A 15804-nucleotide genomic window follows, 5' to 3' on the forward strand; every position below is an offset into this window, starting at 1 on the left:
GTCCGCGCCACGGACCGGCGCTCGGTTACTGTGCTGGCGTGAGCGCAGCGACGACCGTCAACGAGGGACGCCGGGCGCGGATGACCACGAGCCGGCGGCTGAGCGTCATGATGCTCGGGATGACCGTGCTGGTGCTCGCCGGCGGCGGGATCGGCGCGGTCGCGCTGTCCCACACCGCCGCGGTCTCCAACCGGCTGGCCGACACCATCTCCCCGGCCCGCACCGCCGTGAGCCGGCTGGAGAGCGGCCTGCTGGAGCAGGTCGCGGCGGTCCGGGGATACGTCATCAGCGGCGACCCGGAGCTGCTGCGCCGGTACGAGGAAGGGGTGGCCGCCGAGCGCGCGACCGCGCGGCGGGCCCGCGAGTTGCTCGCCGACGAGCCGGACGCGCGCCGTGAGCTGGACGCCGCCCTCGTCCTCGCGGAGCGCTGGCGGGCCGATTACCCGGCCCGGCTGATCGCCGCCCGGCGGGCCGGCGCGGGCGCGGCGGAGCTGGCGCCGGTGGTGCGGCAGGGCGGGGTGGCGTTCGACGCCGCGCAGGAGGGGCTGACCGGCCTGGAGGCCCGGCTGGACCGGGAGCAGGTGGCCGGCCGGGCCGACCTCGACGGCGCCCGCGCGCTGCGGGACCTTCTCTTCGTGGCGATCCTGGCCACCCTGCTGCTGTCCAGCATCGTCATCTCGGTGCTGGTCCGCACCACGGTGCTGCGCCCGCTGGACCGGCTGGGCGCCTCGGTACGGCGGGTGGCCGGCGGCGACTTCGAGCACCGCCTCGCCCCGGAGGGGCCGGCCGACATCGCCCGGCTCACCGCCGACGTGGAGACCATGCGGCAGCGGGTGGTCGACGCGCTGCACACCAGCCGCCGGCACCGGGACGCCCTCGAACAGCAGGCCGCCGAGCTGCGCCGGTCCAACGAGGACCTGGAGCAGTTCGCCTACGTGGCCTCGCACGACCTCCAGGAGCCGCTGCGCAAGGTGGCGTCGTTCTGCCAGATGCTGCACCGCCGCTACGCCGGCCAGCTCGACGACCGGGCCCGGCAGTACATCGACTACGCGGTGGACGGGGCGACCCGGATGCAGAACCTCATCAACGACCTGCTGGCGTTCTCCCGGATCGGCCGCGTCTACCGCGACGACCGGGAGGTGGACCTGGCTGCCGTGCTCGCCCAGGCCGAGTCGAACCTCTCCGACCGGATCGCCGAGGCGGGCGCCGAGATCGTGGCGGACCCGCTGCCGGTGGTGCACGGCGACCCGACGCTGCTCACCATGCTCTGGCAGAACCTGCTCGGCAACGCCGTGAAGTTCCGCCGGTCCGACCGGGCGCCCCGGATCCGGGTGGCGGTCACCGAGGACGAGGCCGGCTGGGAGCTCGCCGTGGCGGACAACGGAATCGGCATCGACCCCCGCTACGCCGACAAGATCTTCCTGATCTTCCAGCGGCTGCACCCGCGCGGCGCCTACGACGGCACCGGGATCGGGCTGGCCATCTGCAAGAAGATCATCGAGTACCACGGCGGCTCGCTGCGGCTGGACGACGGGTACGCTGAGGGCGCCCGGTTCGTCTTCACCCTGCCGAGGCCGGCCGCCACGGCCGCCGTGCCGGAGCAGGCGGGCGAGCGCGCGGCGGTGGCCCCGGCCTGAGCGCGGGGCCACCGGCGACGGCTCAGCCGGCGGGCCGTTCCCGGTCGGCGGCCCGGCCCAGCGCCAGCATCCGCAGCGTCTCCTCGCGCCGGCGCACCAGCAGCACCCCGGCCAGGAAGGTGACCGGCGGCACGAGCACCAGCATGAGCCACTGGGCCGGCACCAGCGGGATGGTGTGTCCCATGTGCATGGTGGACACCGACCAGCCGGCGAGCGTGGTGTCGATGACCAGGGCCAGCGCGGCGACCGGCGCCAGCAGCACGGCGATCCGCCGGCGTACCGGCGCCGCGAGCGTCGCCACGGCGACCACGACGGCCAGGGCCGCGGCGCCGAGCCCGGCCACGTAGAGCCAGATCACCAGCTCGCTGCGGGCCTCCAGCCCGTACAAGCTCTGGTAGCTCGTCAGGCCGTCCCGCACCTCGAACAGCGGGCTGGTCACCCGATTCAGCTCCAGCAGGGCGAGCGCCACGACCGGACCGGCCACCAGGGCGGCCAGCCGCCGTGGCCCGAGCACCGCGGGCGCCCGGCGCGGCGGCGCGGGCACGGTGAGCGCGGCGGCGGCCACCACGGCGAGGACGAACTGGGGCAGGGTGTCGACGACGTACGTCGGCTGGTCGACGACGCCGGGCCCGACCAGCACCGCCCAGCCGGCCACCCCGACCCAGGCCAGGCCGGCGGCCACCCGGGGCAACCCGGCCAGCGCGGTCACCGCCACCGCCGCCCAGCCGGCCACCCGCAGCCAGTCGACGAGATCGGGGCCGACGCCGCGCATCGGCGGCGGCAGGGACGGGTCGACCAGGAGCTGGTCGAGCACGTTCCGCCCGGCCGCGGCGCAGAGGATCAGCGCCAGCAGGACGCCGGTGACGGCGGCGGCGTCGACCCAGGCCGGCTCGGTGAACCCCCGTGCGCCCACCCGCAGCCGGGCCCGGAGGCCGGCCCCGACCAGGTCGACCGTGTCCCGCAGCCCGGGCCGGGTCTGCCCCGGCCGCGCGTCGGCGAGGAGGACCGTCACCATCTCCTCCTCGTACGCCCGGCGGTGTTCCCAGGGGTGGACGGCGAGCAGCCGGCGGTAGCGGCGCTCCAGCTCGGCGGCGCTCACGCCACCCCTCCCCCCGGCAGCAGGCCGGCGGCGCGCAGCCGGCGGCCGGCGGTGTCGGCGTTGCGGCGCAGCCGGGTCACCTCGTCGGCGAGCCGGGTCGCGCCCAGCGCGGTGAGGCGGTAATAGCGGCGCAGCCGGGACTGCACCACCTCCTCGCGGTCGACCTCGATGAGACCGTCGGCGCGGAGCCGGTCGAGGACGGCGTAGAGGGTGCCGGCGCGCAACCGGACCCGCCCGTCGGAGATGCGCAGCACGTCCTCGATGACCGCGTAGCCGTGCCGGGGTGTCTCGGCCAGCGCGGTGAGGACCAGGAACGTCGGTTCCCGTAGGGGACTGTCGGTCATGCCGGCGAGCATATACCGGCTATCGGCATATACGCGATACCGTCACTTGGCCGGCCGGCTACCGTCCCCCTCGGCGGCCGCTGCGACGCTCTCGGTGACCGGCCCGAGCACCGGCCCGACCGGCGTCGCCTGCTCCGTCGGGCCCGCTCCGGTGCGCCCGCCCGCACCGGCCTGCCCGCCCGGACCGGCCTGCTCGCGGCCCTCGCCGGCGAGCCGGTCGAAGAAGCGCAGCAACTCGACCGGGAACGGCATGACCAGCGTGCTGTTCTTCTCCGCCGCCACGTCCACCACCGTCTGGAGCAGCCGCAACTGGTACGCCCCCGGCGTGTTCGCCATCGCCCGCGAGGCGTCGGCGAGCCGCCGCGACGCCTGGAACTCGCCGTCCGCCGCGATCACCCGGGCCCGGCGCTCCCGCTCCGCCTCGGCCTGCCGGGACATCGACCGCTTCATCCCCTCCGGCAGCGACACGTCCTTGACCTCCACCCGCTCGATGAGCAGGCCCCACGGCTTCTCGGTGGGCGCGTCGATGACCGTCTTCAACTCCGCGTTGATCCGGTCCCGGTCGCGCAACAGGGTGTCCAGGTCCGCCTTGCCGATCACCGACCGCAGCGCGGTCTGCGCGACCTGGAGCACCGCCGACGGGTAGTCACGGACGTTCACGAGCGCCTTCACCGGGTCGACCACCCGGTAGTAGACGACCGCGTCGACGGTGAGCGTGACGTTGTCCCGGGTGATCACGCCCTGCGCGGGCACCCCGATCACCGTGGTCTGCATGCTCACCCGCACCATGCGGTCGGCAACCGGGATGATCAGCTGGAAGCCGGGCTGCCGGATGCGCTCCAGCACCCGGCCGAAGCGGAACACGACGCCGCGCTGGTACTGCTGCACCAGCCGGATGCTCAGCGAGGCCACGAGCACCACGAGCACGACGACGATGACCAGCACGACGACGGCGGCGGCTGCCATGGTCCCCCTCGATCCCGGAGGCGCCCGCCTCCCGGCCGCGCGCGTACCCGATCCCCCGCACTTCACGCCTGCCGCGCCGCGCGCAGCCCCGGGCGATCTTGGACAGTTGCCGTCACCAGCGAACGGAAACTGTCCAAGATCCGGGAGAGCCGTCGGTTCAGAAGCGGCGGTCGATCGGGATGCCGTGCGGTGGGGCCTGGCGTAGCAGCCAGACCGGGTTGCTCGCGCCGACGATCTCCCCGTCGCGTCCCCGGACCTGGGTGCGCAGGTACGCCCCGACGCCCACCTCCACCGACAGGTCGTGCCAGCCCTCGCGGAGCTGCCGCCACGGCACCTGTCCGGTCCGGATCGCGGGGGTCGGCTCCGCGACGCCGGCCCGGTCGACCGTGCCGGTGACCACCTCCAGGGTCGCGCCGGCCGGCAGGTCGGTGGCGCGCAGCCGGACGGTCGGGTCGGCGTCGGTGAGCACCACGGCGCCCATCGCGCTGCGGCCGCCGATCTCCAGGTCGAGGGCGCCCCGGTAGCGCGCCAGGTCGGTGAACCAGGCCTGCCCGGCGCGCAGCGCCGCCACCAGGTCGTCGCGGCCGGTGGAGGCCGCCCAGACGTACGTGACGTGCCGCTCCCGCCCGGCCCGCCAGTCGGTGCCGTCGTGATCGTCGGTCACCCCGACGGCCGTGACCGGGATGGCGTTGCGGGCCGCCACGTCGTACGCCCAGAGGTGGTCGTCGACCGGGTTGCGTCCGATCTCGATCAGGTCGACGCCGAGCGCGTGCCGCTCCACCAGCAGCCGGGCGAGGGACTCGCGGCGTTCCACGTCGAGCGGGTGGTTCCAGCAGACCACCCCGCCGTGGCCGTGCAGGAACTCCACCATCCGCTCGGTCGCCCCGGCGTCGTTGTCCCGGTACGGCGGCGACGGGAAGGGCGGCAGCGTCTGGTCGCCGCCGAACCAGTTGAGGTGCCGGACCATCGACACCTCGTACGCGCGGTGGTGGGTGACGCCCGGGTACGCCCCGGCGTAGCCGCGCAGCACCTCGGCCCGCAGCTCCTCGCCGCCCTGCCCGGCGCGCCGGGCCCGGTCGAAGACCAGCCGGTCGACCACGAACGCGCCGCGCGCGCCGGCCGCGACCTGCACCCCGAGGCGCAGCCCGCGCAGCGAGTTGTCCCCGGCCACCAGGTCCGGCCAGAGCCGCCGCACGTCGGCCAGCAGGTCGAGGGTGTGCCGCCGCCAGGCGCCGGGCGGGGCGGGCAGGTCGACGCTGCCGTGCCGCCCGTCGGCGCGGTGCCGCGGCTCGGCCGCCGCGCCGAGGCGGTAGCGGAGCACGAGCTGGCCGGCGGGGCGGCCGGCGCCGGCCGGGTGGTGGGACAACGCGATCTCGACGATCAGCGTGGCGTCCGGACCGGCGGCCTCGGGCAGCACGTCGAGGTGCAGGGTGGTGTCGGAGATGTTCCCGGTGTGCGTCCAGTTCCACGCCTTGCCGGCGTACCAGAGAATGCCGGCGCCCGCGGCGGTGAGCCGCAGCGCGCGGCCGGGGTCGTCGTCGGCGTGCGGGGCGGGCACGAAGTCGGCGGCGGACGCGGTGACCCGACCCTCGGTGGACGCCTTCCAGGTCCAGGCCAGCCCGCCCTCGGGCTCCTCCGGACCGTCGAAGTGGACGGTCCGGCGATGGTCGTGGGCGGCGACGCGGAAGTCGTGGTCGGTCCACCAGAGCACGTCGACGGCGTTGCGGCGGGCCTGGTCGAGGTGGGCGGCGTAGCTGGCGACGCCCTCGCTGAACGAGGCGTGCAGGTGCATGGCCATGCTGATCGGCCGCCGTCCGCGGGCCGGCGACGGCGGGTCGCCGGTGGCGGCCAGGCCGACCGGCACGCCGATCCCGGCGACCGCCAGGCCACCGGCGGCGGCGAGGAGGCTCCGCCGGTCCAGCCGCGCCCGTTCGCCCATGCCGCTCCCCCGCTCCCCCTGCCGGCCCGGGCCAGACTACGGACGTCCGCGCCGGCCCGGCATCCGGCGATCGTGCGGACCGCGGAGCACGGCGGGCCAGTGCGGGTAGCGGGCGGCGAAGGGCCGGGCCGCGTACCGATCGGCGGAGGACTGCGGGTTCAGGCGGCGTAGCGGGCGGCGGAGGACTGCGGGGTCAGGCGGCGTAGCGGGCGGCCAGGTCGATCACGCGGCGGGCGGCGGCCACCATGGCGCGGTCGGCGAACCGTCCGTCGGGCAGCACCACGGTGCCGGAGTCGCGCAGCTGCGCGTCGGCGACCGCGTCGAGGAGTTCCCGGGCCCGGTCCACCTCGCGGTCGGCGGGGCGGAACGCGGCAGCGATCACCGGCAGTTGGCGCGGGTGGATGGCGGCCCGGCCGAGGAAGCCGAGCCGCCGGCCGGCCGCGCAGGAGGCGGCCAGGCCGTCGAGGTCGGCCACGTCGGCGTACACCGACATGGCCGGCGGCGGCAGGCCGGCCGCGCGGGCCGCCACCACGATCCGGCCGCGGGCCCAGAGCAGGCCGTCGTCGTCGGCGACGCCCAGGTCGGAGCGCAGGTCGGCCTCGCCGAGCCCGAGCGAGGCCACCGCCGGGTGGGCGGCCGCGATGGCGTACGCGGACTCCAGCCCGACGGCCGACTCGACCAGCGGGTGCAACGGGGCGTCGACCCGGGCGGCCACCGCGGCCACGGTCGCCGGTGACTCCACCTTGGGCAGGCGCAGCCCGGCCAGCCCCGGCCGGCCGGCGACGGCGGTCAGGTCGGCGTCGACGTCCGGGCCGGTCAGCTCGTTGACCCGCACCTGCACGGGCAGCGGCTGCGGGTCGGCGAGGAACTCGGCGACGGCGTCCCGGGCGTACGCCTTGCGGCCGGCGACGACGGCGTCCTCCAGGTCGAGGATGACCGCGTCGGCCCCGGCGGCGACCGCCTTGGCGAACCGGTCGGGCCGGTCGCCGGGCACGTAGAGCCAGGTGAGCAGCATCAGATCACCCCGCGCTCGCGCAGCGCGGCCAGCTCGTCGCCGGTCAGGCCCAGCGCGCCGAACACCGTGTCGGTGTCCTGACCGTGGCGGCGGCCGGCGTGCCGGATCTCCCCCGGGCTCTCCGACATCCGGAACGGCACGTTCTGCATCCGCACCTCGCCCAGTTCCTGGTCGGGGACGGTGACGACGGTGCCGAGCGCCGCGTACTGCGGGTCGGCGAGGATGTCCCGCACGTCGTAGACGGGGGCGACGGCGGCCTGGGCCGCCTCGAACGCGGCCACCACCTCGTCGCGGTCCCGCTTCGCCACCCACGCGCCGACCGCCGCGTCGAGTTCGTCGGCGTGCGCGGCCCGGCCGCTGCCGGTGGCGAACCACGGCTCGTCGACCAGTTCCGGGCGGCCGACGAGCCGGACCACCCGCTCGGCGATGCTCTGCGCGCTGGTGGACACGGCCACCCACCGCCCGTCGGCGCAGCGGTAGGTGTTGCGCGGGGCGTTGTTGTTGGACCGGTTGCCCAGCCGGGGCTGCACGTAGCCGAGCTGGTCGTACCAGGTGATCTGCGGGCCGAGCATCGCCATGATCGGCTCGATGATGGCCAGGTCGACCACCTGGCCCCGGCCGGTCAGGTCGCGGCCGCGCAGGGCCAGCATGACCGCGTACGCGGCGGCGAGCGCGGTGACCGAGTCGGCCAGCCCGAACGGGGGCAGCGTGGGCGGCCCGTCGGGTTCCCCGGTGGCCGCGGCGAACCCGCTCATCGCCTCGGCGAGGGTGCCGAACCCGGGCCGGGGCGCGTACGGGCCGATCTGCCCGAAGCCGCTGATCCGGGCGATGACCAGCCGCGGGTTGACCGCGTGCAGCTCGTCCGGGCCGAGACCCCAGCGTTCCAGGGTGCCGGGGCGGAAGTTCTCCACCAGCACGTCGGCGTCGGCGAGCAGCCGGCGCAGCAGATCGGCGCCCTGCGGGTCGGAGAGGTTGAGCGTGACGGTCCGCTTGTTGCGGCCGAGCACCTTCCACCACAGGCCGACGCCGTCCTTCGCGGGGCCGTGCCCCCGGGACGGGTCCGGCTTGGCGGGATGCTCCACCTTGACCACGTCGGCGCCGAAGTCGCCGAGGAACGCGGCGGCCAGCGGGCCGGCGAAGAGGGTGGCCAGGTCGACGACCTTGACGCCGTGCAGCGGTGCGGTCGTGGTCATGGCGTCCCCTTCACCGGGTCGACGGCGGCGAGGAACACGTCCCCGTTGCCGAGCGCGGCGCCGCCCGCGGGTGTGCCGGCGGTGCGGCCGCTGACCAGCAGCCGGCCGTCGGGCCCGACGGTGGCGTAGACGTTCTCCTCGCCGAACGGGTCGGCCGCGTCGTCGCGGGCCGTGCCGTACTGGGCGACGGCGACCTGCCGGCCCTTGGCGTCGAGGCGCAGCGTGAGCACGTCCGCGCCGCCGGCCGGCACGCCGAGGGCGCTGCCGGTGAAGCCGACCACCGCGACGGTGCCGTCGGCGAGGGCCAGCACGTCGGTGCCGGCGTCCGCGCCGCGGCCGCCGGTGACGGTCCGCCAGCGCTGCGCGCCCTTCGCGGTGTACGCCACGGTGAGCACGTCGCCGGCCGTGGCGCCGGTGGCCACGACCTGGCCGGCGCCGGTGACGGTGACGCCGCCGAGCAGGTCGTCGCCCGTGCCGCCGGCCACGGTGAGCCAGTCGCGCGTGCCGTCCGGGGTGAACCGGGCGAGCCAGCCGTCGGCGCCGCCGAGCGCTGTCGGACCGGGCAGCGCGCCGGACGTGCCGCCGGCCACGTAGACGCCGTTCGCGTCGGCCGCGACGGCGTACGCCTTGTCCTCGCCGGGGCCGCCGAACTGCCGGGTCCAGGCGAGGGTGCCGTCGGGGGCGATCCGGGCGAGCACGGCGTCCTTGTCGCCGGCGCTGGTCCCGCCGAACGCGCCGCTGGTGTAGCCGGCGACGTAGGCCCCGCCGTCGGGGGCGGCGGCGATCGCGTAGAACCGGTCGGCCTTGGCGGGATCGCCGGCCTGGGTGAGCCAGGCCCGCTGCCCGGTGGCGGTCAGCTTCGCCACGAACGCGTCGTCGGCGGGGCTACCCGGGTGCCGGCCGTCGAGGTCGCCGCGGGTGTACCCGGCGGTGAGCACGCCGCCGTCGGGCAGCGGCACGGTGCCGTAGAGCCGGTCGTTGGCGGAGGTGCCGAACTGGCTGGTCCAGCGGACCGTACGCCGGTCGGCGGCGAGCCGGGTGACCACGGCGTCGAGGCCACCGGCGTACGGCTGGCCGGCGACGGCCCCGGAGGCCGCGTAGCCGAGGGTGACGTCGCCGTCGGCGTGGGCGGCGACCCCGCCGGCCCAGTCGGCGCCGGCGGTGCCGTGCAGCGGGGCGGGCAGCCCGGCCGGCGGGGTGACGCTGAGCGTGGCGGCCAGGTGCTTCAGGCCGTCGACGAACGCGGGCCGCCAGACGTCCCAGTCGTGCCCGCCGTCGAGGACGCGGAACTCGGCGGCGACGCCGTCGGCGCGGCGGACGGTGTTGTAGAGGGTCGCGGCCTCGTAGTCGAGGTCGTGCGCGGCGTCGGCCGGGTCGGGGTTGGCCCACTCGTCGTCGCCCACGGCGATGAACATCCGCACCGGCGACTCCGGGTCGAGCCCGGGCAGCAGGGCCGGGTAGTTCAGCCGCTCGTACACCTCGCCCGAGAAGGGCTGGTCGCCGTCGCCGAACGCGCCGTACTCGCGGGCCGAGGAGTCGGCCGGCGGCAGCGGCCGGTAGACGGCGGGGCTGAGCACCAGCGCGTTGGCGAACAGGTCCTGGTGGGCGAGCGCGTAGCGCAGTGCGCCGGCGCCGCCCATCGAGTAGCCGCCGACCAGCCGGGCGTCGCGGTGCGCGGCGGTGCGGTAGGTGGCGTCGACGTGGGCCACGAGGTCGCGGGTGAGCGCGGTCTCCACCGGCCGGCCGGGGCGGTCGGCGCCGGTGTACGCGGAGTCGACGTACCAGTTGCCGCGCCCGCTCCATGGCGCGTCGGGCAGCACGGCGATCACCGGCGGCACCTCGCCGTCGGCGATGAGCCGGTCCAGGTCGCTCTTCACCCGGGTCCACGCCTGCATGGTGTCGCCGCGCCCGTGCAGCAGGTACAGCACCGGGTAGCGGGTGCCGGCGTTCGCCGCGTCGGCGTAGCCGTGCGGCAGGTAGACGGTGTAGTCGATGTCGGCGCCGAGGGCCGCCGAGGGGGCGGCGGCGGTGGTGAGGGTGCCGGACCGCTCCTTGCCGGCGACGGCGGTCTCCGGCGCGAGGCCGGCGAGCCCGACGGCGGTCAGCAGGGCGACGAGGGCGGCGCCGGGGCGCCAGGCTCTTCTCATCCGAGGGCTCCTTGAGGCAGGTCGGCGGCGCAGCGGAAGCCGATCGAGGTGGAGCGGGTCAGGCCGGCGCCGGTGAGCAGCAGCTTCACGGACACGTCCGGCGGCTGCGGGCCGCCGTCGAGATACCAGTCGGAGCCCTCCGCCCGGTAGGCGCAGCCGCCCTTGAGGATGACGAACCGGGTACGCCCGTCGGAGTGCTCGCTCTCGGTGAGGTTCCAGACGAGGGGTTCCCACCGGGCCAGCAGGCCCGCCTGGGCGGCCACCTGCCACTCGTCCTCGGTGGGCAGCCGCAGCCCGGCCCAGTCGGCGTACGCCCGGGCGTCGGCGAGGTCGACCCCGGTGACCGGGGCGTCGGCGGGCCCCTGCCCGGCGGTGAACCGCTCGGGCCGGACCGGCCGGTAGCCGGTGGCGGCGAGGAAGCGGGCGTACTGGCCGTGGGTGACCTCGTGGGTGTCGATGGCGAAGCGGCCGAGCCGGACCTGCCGGCGCAGCGTGCCGGTGTGGTGCAGGCGCGGCGGCAGCGGCTTCCACTCGTCGACGTACGGGGCTTCGCCGTAGAGGCCGGTCTCCCGGACCCGGTGACGCACGGTCAGCTCGTGCCGGTCGCCGGGGACGGTGACCATGCCGTCGGGCAGGGCCGCGAGGGGCGACCACGGGGTGCGGGCGCGCACGGCGGCGCGGGCCGGGAACGACGGGTCCCCGGTCGGCGGCTCGTGCCGGGGCACCGGCGTCTCGGTGGCGACCACGGCGGCGATCGCCCCGGCGGGCAGCGTCCCGCCGACGGCGACCCGGCCGTCCTCCTGTTCGGTGACGGTCAGCTCGGCGCCGGTGACCAGGTCGACGAAGCGGCCCGGCCGGGCGTCGGTGAGCAGCCAGGGGCCGTCGTGGTCGGCGCCCCGGTTGACCACCGTCCAGAGCGGCTGGTCGTCGTGGGTCCAGCGGGACGCGTACACCTGGCCGGCGCCGGGGTGGTCGGCGAGCGGCACCCAGTCCGCGGCGCGCAGCCACGCGGTGTGGCTGGCCTGCACCCGGCGCATGGCCCGCAGCACGGCCCGGTCCCGCTCGTTCCAGCCGACCCAGACGCCGAAGACGCTCTCCCAGACCAGCACGCCGCAGCCGTTGAGCCAGGCGGAGTGCAGCTCGTCGAGGTGGTCGCGGTGCCAGCGGCGGGTGTGGTGCAGGACGTGCCGGCGTTCGAACCACTTGGCCCGCAGCACGCCGGGGGTGTCGGAGTCGGCGAACCACTGCGCCCAGGACATGGCGTGGTCTTCGATCCGGGCCAGCGGCACCCGGCTCTCCCCCTCCAGGACCAGGCCGGGACGGACCGCGTCGAGGGCCTTGCGCAGCTCGCCCGCGCCCTCCTTGAGGGTGTCCAGGAAGACGCCGTCGACGCCGAGCCGGTCGGCCAGCGCGGCCACCTCCTCCGCGTCGGCGCCGGGCTCCCGCCGCGTGCCGGTGTCCCACGGGTTGTAGTCGACGAACACCCGGACCCCGGCGGCCTGGAACGCGCGGACCACCTCGGGCAGCTCCGGCACGTCGCGGTACCAGTCGAACTGGTTGCGCTCGTCCAGGCCGATCACCGGGTACGCGTGCCAGAGCACCACCCCGTCGAAGCCGCCGAAGTCGCGCCGCGCCGCGTCGAGGAACGCCTCGACGGTGAACTCCCCGCGGTCGTGGTCGTACAGTGTCTCGTCCCAGAGCCAGGCGAGGCAGACGCTGAAGCAGTCCCCGGCGATCTCGTCGTAGTGCGCGCCCGTGTAGCCGAGCCGGGCGCGGGCGTCGGCCCGCCACCGGGTGAGCTGCTCGCGCCAGGCGGGCCAGTCGGTGGGGTCGTCGGGAGCGGCGAAGATCTTCGCCTCGTCCAGGGTGGTCAGGTCGGCGTGCCCGCCGAGCGGGACCTCGGTGGGCCGGTCGATCGGCCGCGGCACGTACGGGTTGAAACTCACTGGACCTCTCCGTAGGTGGCGGCGGCGAGCGCGTCGATGGCGGCCCGCTCGGGCAGGGCGGTGGACGCGCCGGGCCGCTCGGCGCAGGCCGCGCCGGCGGCGCACGCCCAGCGCAGCACGGCCGTGGCGGTGTCCCCGGTGAGCCCGCCGCGTTCGGCCAGGGCGACCGCGAGCGCGCCGGTGAACGCGTCACCGGCGGCCGTGGTGTCCACCGCGTCGACCTTCGGGGCCGGCACCTCGATCCGGGCGCCGTCCCGGTCGGCGTAGGCGGCCCCGCGCGCGCCGAGGGTGAGCACCACCCGGGGCACGAGGCCGACCAGCGTGTCGAGCAGCGCCGCCGGCTCGTCGGTGAACTCCCCGGCGACGACGGCGGCCTCGTGCTCGTTGACCACCAGCACGTCGACGAGGTCGAGCAGTTCGGCGGGCAGCGGCCGGGCCGGGGCGGCGTTGAGCACCACGGCGGCGCCGCCGGCGCGGGCCCAGCCGGCGGCCCGGGTGACCTCCGCGAGGGGCACCTCCAGTTGCAGCAGCAGCACGCCGGCCGCCGCCACCGCGTCGCGGTCGGCGTCGTCGAGGGTCAGCGCGCCGTTCGCGCCGGGTGCGACCACGATGCAGTTCTCCGCGGCGTGGTCGACGGCGATGAGCGCGACCCCGGACGGCCCGTCGACGGTGCGCAGGGCGGCCACGTCGACGCCGGCGGAGGCCAGGTTGTCCCGCAGCAGACCGCCGAACCCGTCGCCGCCGATCGCACCCACGAAGGCGCAGTCGGCGCCGGCCCGGGCGGCGGCGACCGCCTGGTTGGCGCCCTTCCCGCCGGGCACCATCCGGAAGTCGTCGCCGAGCACGGTCTCGCCGGGGCGGGGCAGCTGCGGCGCGGTGACCACGAGGTCCAGGTTGGCGCTGCCGACCACGACCACCCGGGCGCTCCGGGTCGGCTCTGTTCGCGACTGCGGGGCTCGCAGGCCCGGCTCACTCCTCGCGCTCACGCCGCACCCCGGTGGGCCAGGGCGAGGGTACGGTCGGCCAACTCGTCGAAGCCGATGCCGTCGAAGCCGGCGATGCTGCTGGCCAGCCGGTTGCGCAGCGGCGCCACCCAGCGCCCCGGCAGCCGGGCGGCGCCGGTCAGCGCCCCGGTGACCGCGCCGACGGTGGCGCCGTTGGAGTCGGTGTCCCAGCCGCCGGCGACCACCGCGCAGATGGACCGTTCCAGGTCGCCCCGCCCGTACGCGAGGGCCGCCGCGACCAGGGCGGCGTTGTTGCGGACGTGCACCCAGTGCAGGTGGCCGTGCCGCGCGTAGAGGGTGTCCACGATGCTCTCCCAGTCGTCACCGGCGGCGCCGAGGGCGCGCGCCTCGCGGACGGCGGCGGTGAACCGGCTGCCCGGGGGCAGCACCGACTCGCCGGCGTCCAGCACCGCGTCGACGTCACCGGCCACCGGCGCGGCCGCGGCCAGGGCGGCCACCCAGATCGCCCCGTACGCCCCGGCCCGGACGTGGCTGACGGCCGCGTCCCGCCAGGCGGCCTCGGCGGCCCGGTCGGGGCGGCCCGGGTTGGTCCAGCCGTACACGTCGGTGCGGATCTGCGCGCCGATCCACTCCCGGAACGGGTTGTGCCGGCGGGCGGTGTCCGGCGGGGTGAGGCCGAGCAGCAGGTTGCGGTAGGCGACCCGCTCGGCGGTGAAGACCCGCCCGGCGGGCAGCCAGTCCAGCCAGGCCTGGGCCACGTCGGCGCTCGTGAAGCCGGGTCCGTGGGTCTCCAGGACGCGCAGCGCCAGCAGCGGGAAGTTGAGGTCGTCGTCCTCGGGCATGCCGGCGATGTTCTCGGCGAGGCTGGTCGGTGCGCTGCGCCGGTTCCACGGCCAGCGGGCGGCCACGTCGGCCGGCAGCCCCTGCGCGGTGAACCAGTCGCGCAGCGGCCACCGGCCGGTGGCGGTGAGGATCTCCCGGATCCCGTGGCGGGGGATCTTCTCCACCGGCTTGCCGAGCAGGCAGCCGGCCGCCCGGCCGAGCCAGCCGCCGTGCAGCCGGTCCCGCTCGACGGTGGTCGGCAGGTCCCAGGCGCCCGGCCAGGTCTTGCGGACCCCGTCGAGGTCGTCGGGCTCGTCGGTCGCCTCCGGGCCGGGCAGCGCGTCGGCGGCGTCGAGCAGGTCGACGGCGAGGGCCCGCAACGCCGGCGGGGCCGGCACCGGCGAGGCGCCGCTGACCGGGGCCGTGACGTCGCCGCCGGCCGCCGCCCAGCGGTCGGCCAGGGCGGTGACGTCACGGCCCTCGTCGCGGCTCGCGGCCAGTTCGTGCGGCAGCAGGTCCTCCGGCTGCACCCAGGTCAGCCGCAGGCCGCCGGCCGTCCCCCTCGGCCGGCCGGCGGCCGCCGCGCCGGCAGCGCTCATGCCAGCCCGCCGAACCGCTCGGTGCGCCGGGCGAAGCGCTCCCGGTCGCGGTCGAACACCTCGGTGGCGACCCCGGCGAGGACCCTCGCGGGCTCGACCAGGTCGGTGCGGGACGCGGTCGCGACGACGTCCGACCACTCGGCCGGCACGGCCGCGGCGCCGCCGAGCGCACCGGCGATGGCGCCGGCCATGGTGGCGGTGGAGTCGGCGTCCCGGCCGTAGTTGACGGAGCCGAGCACGGCCGCCCGGTAGTCGCCGCCGGCCACGACGAGCATGCCCAGCGCCACCGGCAGTTCCTCGATGGCGTGCAGCCGGCTCGGGCGGCGGGCGCCCAGGCCCGGGCTGCGATATTCCTCCCCCACCGTGTCGTAGGGGGCCACCGCGGCACGCAGTGCCGGGATGGCGGCCTTCCAGTCGTCGTGCCCGCGGGCCTCCTTGACCACCGCGTCGATGGCGGCGCGGGTGCCGTCGCGGGCCAGGTCGAGGGCGGCGGCCACGACGTCGTCGACGCCCGCGCCGGGGGTCGCGGCGGCGGCGACCGCGGCGGCGAAGACCGCGGCGGCCTCCCGGCCGTAGCTGTGCTGGTGCGCCCCGGCGATCTCCACGGCCTCGGCGTACGCCCCCGCCGGGTCGCCGGCGTTGACGATGCCGACCGGCGCCATGTACATGGCGGCGCCGCAGTTGACGATGTTGCCGACGCCCGCCTCGCGCGGGTCGGCGTGGGCGTGGTGCAGGCGGGTGACCAACCACCGCTCGGCCGCGGCCAGGCGGTGGAAGGTCACCCCCTCCCGCTCCAGGTCCGGGATGTACACCACCCGCTCGATCAGGTCGGGTACGAGCAGTTCCACCACGTCGTAGGCGTCGAGGTGGTCCCGCTTGGCCGCGTACGCCCGGACCAGGGCGTGGGTCATCAACGTGTCGTCGGTGATGTGCCCGTCGCCCTTGTGGTACGGCGCGAGTGGCCGCGCGGTGGCCCAGTCGGCGTGGTACGGGGGGACGATCCCCTCGACCCAGCCGCCGAAGCGGGCGCGGATCTGCTCCGGGAGTGCCGTCTCGGTGGCCCCGCCGAGGGCGTCGCCCACGGCGGCGCCGACCAGGCAACCGACCGACGTGTCGAGCAAGAGTGACATGG

The 15804-nt window shown here is 76.4% G+C and carries 12 protein-coding genes; 1 reads left to right on the top strand and 11 read right to left on the bottom strand.

Annotation, left to right across the window (positions count from 1 at the left end):
• Positions 1–38: 38 nt before the first annotated feature.
• Positions 39–1637, top strand: a complete 1599-nt coding sequence (locus ACQP12_RS18515; protein ID WP_433280476.1) for a sensor histidine kinase — start codon at positions 39–41, stop codon at positions 1635–1637.
• A gap of 22 nt (positions 1638–1659) precedes the next feature.
• Here the strand turns inward: ACQP12_RS18515 and ACQP12_RS18520 are convergent, their stop codons facing one another.
• The 11 genes from ACQP12_RS18520 to ACQP12_RS18570 form a co-directional block, all read right to left on the bottom strand.
• Complete coding sequence (locus ACQP12_RS18520; protein WP_433280478.1) at positions 1660–2736, bottom strand: hypothetical protein; 1077 nt, start codon at positions 2734–2736, stop codon at positions 1660–1662.
• The gene (locus ACQP12_RS18525; protein WP_393357938.1) at positions 2733–3080 is read right to left on the bottom strand and encodes a PadR family transcriptional regulator; all 348 of its coding nucleotides are present in this window, start codon (positions 3078–3080) and stop codon (positions 2733–2735) included. The genes ACQP12_RS18520 and ACQP12_RS18525 overlap by 4 nt, the downstream gene beginning before the upstream one ends.
• 42 nt (positions 3081–3122) lie before the next feature.
• A complete protein-coding gene (locus ACQP12_RS18530; protein ID WP_433280481.1) occupies positions 3123–4046 on the bottom strand; it encodes an SPFH domain-containing protein in 924 nt (307 codons plus the stop codon).
• 157 nt (positions 4047–4203) lie between these two features.
• Positions 4204–5985: a hypothetical protein gene (locus ACQP12_RS18535; protein WP_433280482.1), complete on the bottom strand. Its 1782-nt coding sequence runs from the start codon at positions 5983–5985 to the stop codon at positions 4204–4206.
• Between the two features lie 193 nt (positions 5986–6178).
• Positions 6179–7000: an HpcH/HpaI aldolase/citrate lyase family protein gene (locus ACQP12_RS18540; RefSeq protein WP_433280484.1), complete on the bottom strand. Its 822-nt coding sequence runs from the start codon at positions 6998–7000 to the stop codon at positions 6179–6181.
• Positions 7000–8193 carry a CaiB/BaiF CoA transferase family protein gene (locus ACQP12_RS18545; RefSeq protein ID WP_433280486.1) on the bottom strand — a complete coding sequence of 398 codons (1194 nt, stop codon included), beginning with the start codon at positions 8191–8193 and terminating at the stop codon, positions 7000–7002. Before ACQP12_RS18545 ends, ACQP12_RS18540 begins: the two co-directional genes overlap by 1 nt.
• On the bottom strand, positions 8190–10340 hold the full coding sequence (locus tag ACQP12_RS18550) for an alpha/beta hydrolase-fold protein (protein ID WP_433280488.1): 2151 nt from the start codon (positions 10338–10340) through the stop codon (positions 8190–8192). The genes ACQP12_RS18545 and ACQP12_RS18550 overlap by 4 nt, the downstream gene beginning before the upstream one ends.
• A complete protein-coding gene (locus tag ACQP12_RS18555; RefSeq protein WP_433280490.1) occupies positions 10337–12286 on the bottom strand; it encodes an SUMF1/EgtB/PvdO family nonheme iron enzyme in 1950 nt (649 codons plus the stop codon). Before ACQP12_RS18555 ends, ACQP12_RS18550 begins: the two co-directional genes overlap by 4 nt.
• Positions 12283–13248, bottom strand: a complete 966-nt coding sequence (locus tag ACQP12_RS18560) for a PfkB family carbohydrate kinase (protein WP_433289328.1) — start codon at positions 13246–13248, stop codon at positions 12283–12285. The genes ACQP12_RS18555 and ACQP12_RS18560 overlap by 4 nt, the downstream gene beginning before the upstream one ends.
• Before the next feature lie 20 nt (positions 13249–13268).
• Positions 13269–14672 carry an ADP-ribosylglycohydrolase family protein gene (locus tag ACQP12_RS18565; RefSeq protein WP_433280492.1) on the bottom strand — a complete coding sequence of 468 codons (1404 nt, stop codon included), beginning with the start codon at positions 14670–14672 and terminating at the stop codon, positions 13269–13271.
• On the bottom strand, positions 14669–15802 hold the full coding sequence (locus ACQP12_RS18570) for an ADP-ribosylglycohydrolase family protein (RefSeq protein ID WP_433280494.1): 1134 nt from the start codon (positions 15800–15802) through the stop codon (positions 14669–14671). The genes ACQP12_RS18565 and ACQP12_RS18570 overlap by 4 nt, the downstream gene beginning before the upstream one ends.
• Positions 15803–15804: the final 2 nt, after the last annotated feature.

The organism is Micromonospora sp. CA-244673 (assembly GCF_050948395.1).
GTDB lineage: Bacteria > Actinomycetota > Actinomycetes > Mycobacteriales > Micromonosporaceae > Micromonospora.

Excerpts from the sequence above, each read along its gene's own strand:
- ACQP12_RS18570 (WP_433280494.1), bottom strand. The coding sequence starts at position 15,802 with ATGTCACTCTTGCTCGACACGTCGGTCGGTTGCCTGGTCGGCGCCGCC.
- ACQP12_RS18550 (WP_433280488.1), bottom strand. The coding sequence starts at position 10,340 with ATGAGAAGAGCCTGGCGCCCCGGCGCCGCCCTCGTCGCCCTGCTGACC.
- ACQP12_RS18525 (WP_393357938.1), bottom strand. The coding sequence starts at position 3,080 with ATGACCGACAGTCCCCTACGGGAACCGACGTTCCTGGTCCTCACCGCG.
- ACQP12_RS18540 (WP_433280484.1), bottom strand. The coding sequence starts at position 7,000 with ATGCTGCTCACCTGGCTCTACGTGCCCGGCGACCGGCCCGACCGGTTC.
- ACQP12_RS18545 (WP_433280486.1), bottom strand. The coding sequence starts at position 8,193 with ATGACCACGACCGCACCGCTGCACGGCGTCAAGGTCGTCGACCTGGCC.
- ACQP12_RS18530 (WP_433280481.1), bottom strand. The coding sequence starts at position 4,046 with ATGGCAGCCGCCGCCGTCGTCGTGCTGGTCATCGTCGTCGTGCTCGTG.
- ACQP12_RS18535 (WP_433280482.1), bottom strand. The coding sequence starts at position 5,985 with ATGGGCGAACGGGCGCGGCTGGACCGGCGGAGCCTCCTCGCCGCCGCC.
- ACQP12_RS18565 (WP_433280492.1), bottom strand. The coding sequence starts at position 14,672 with ATGAGCGCTGCCGGCGCGGCGGCCGCCGGCCGGCCGAGGGGGACGGCC.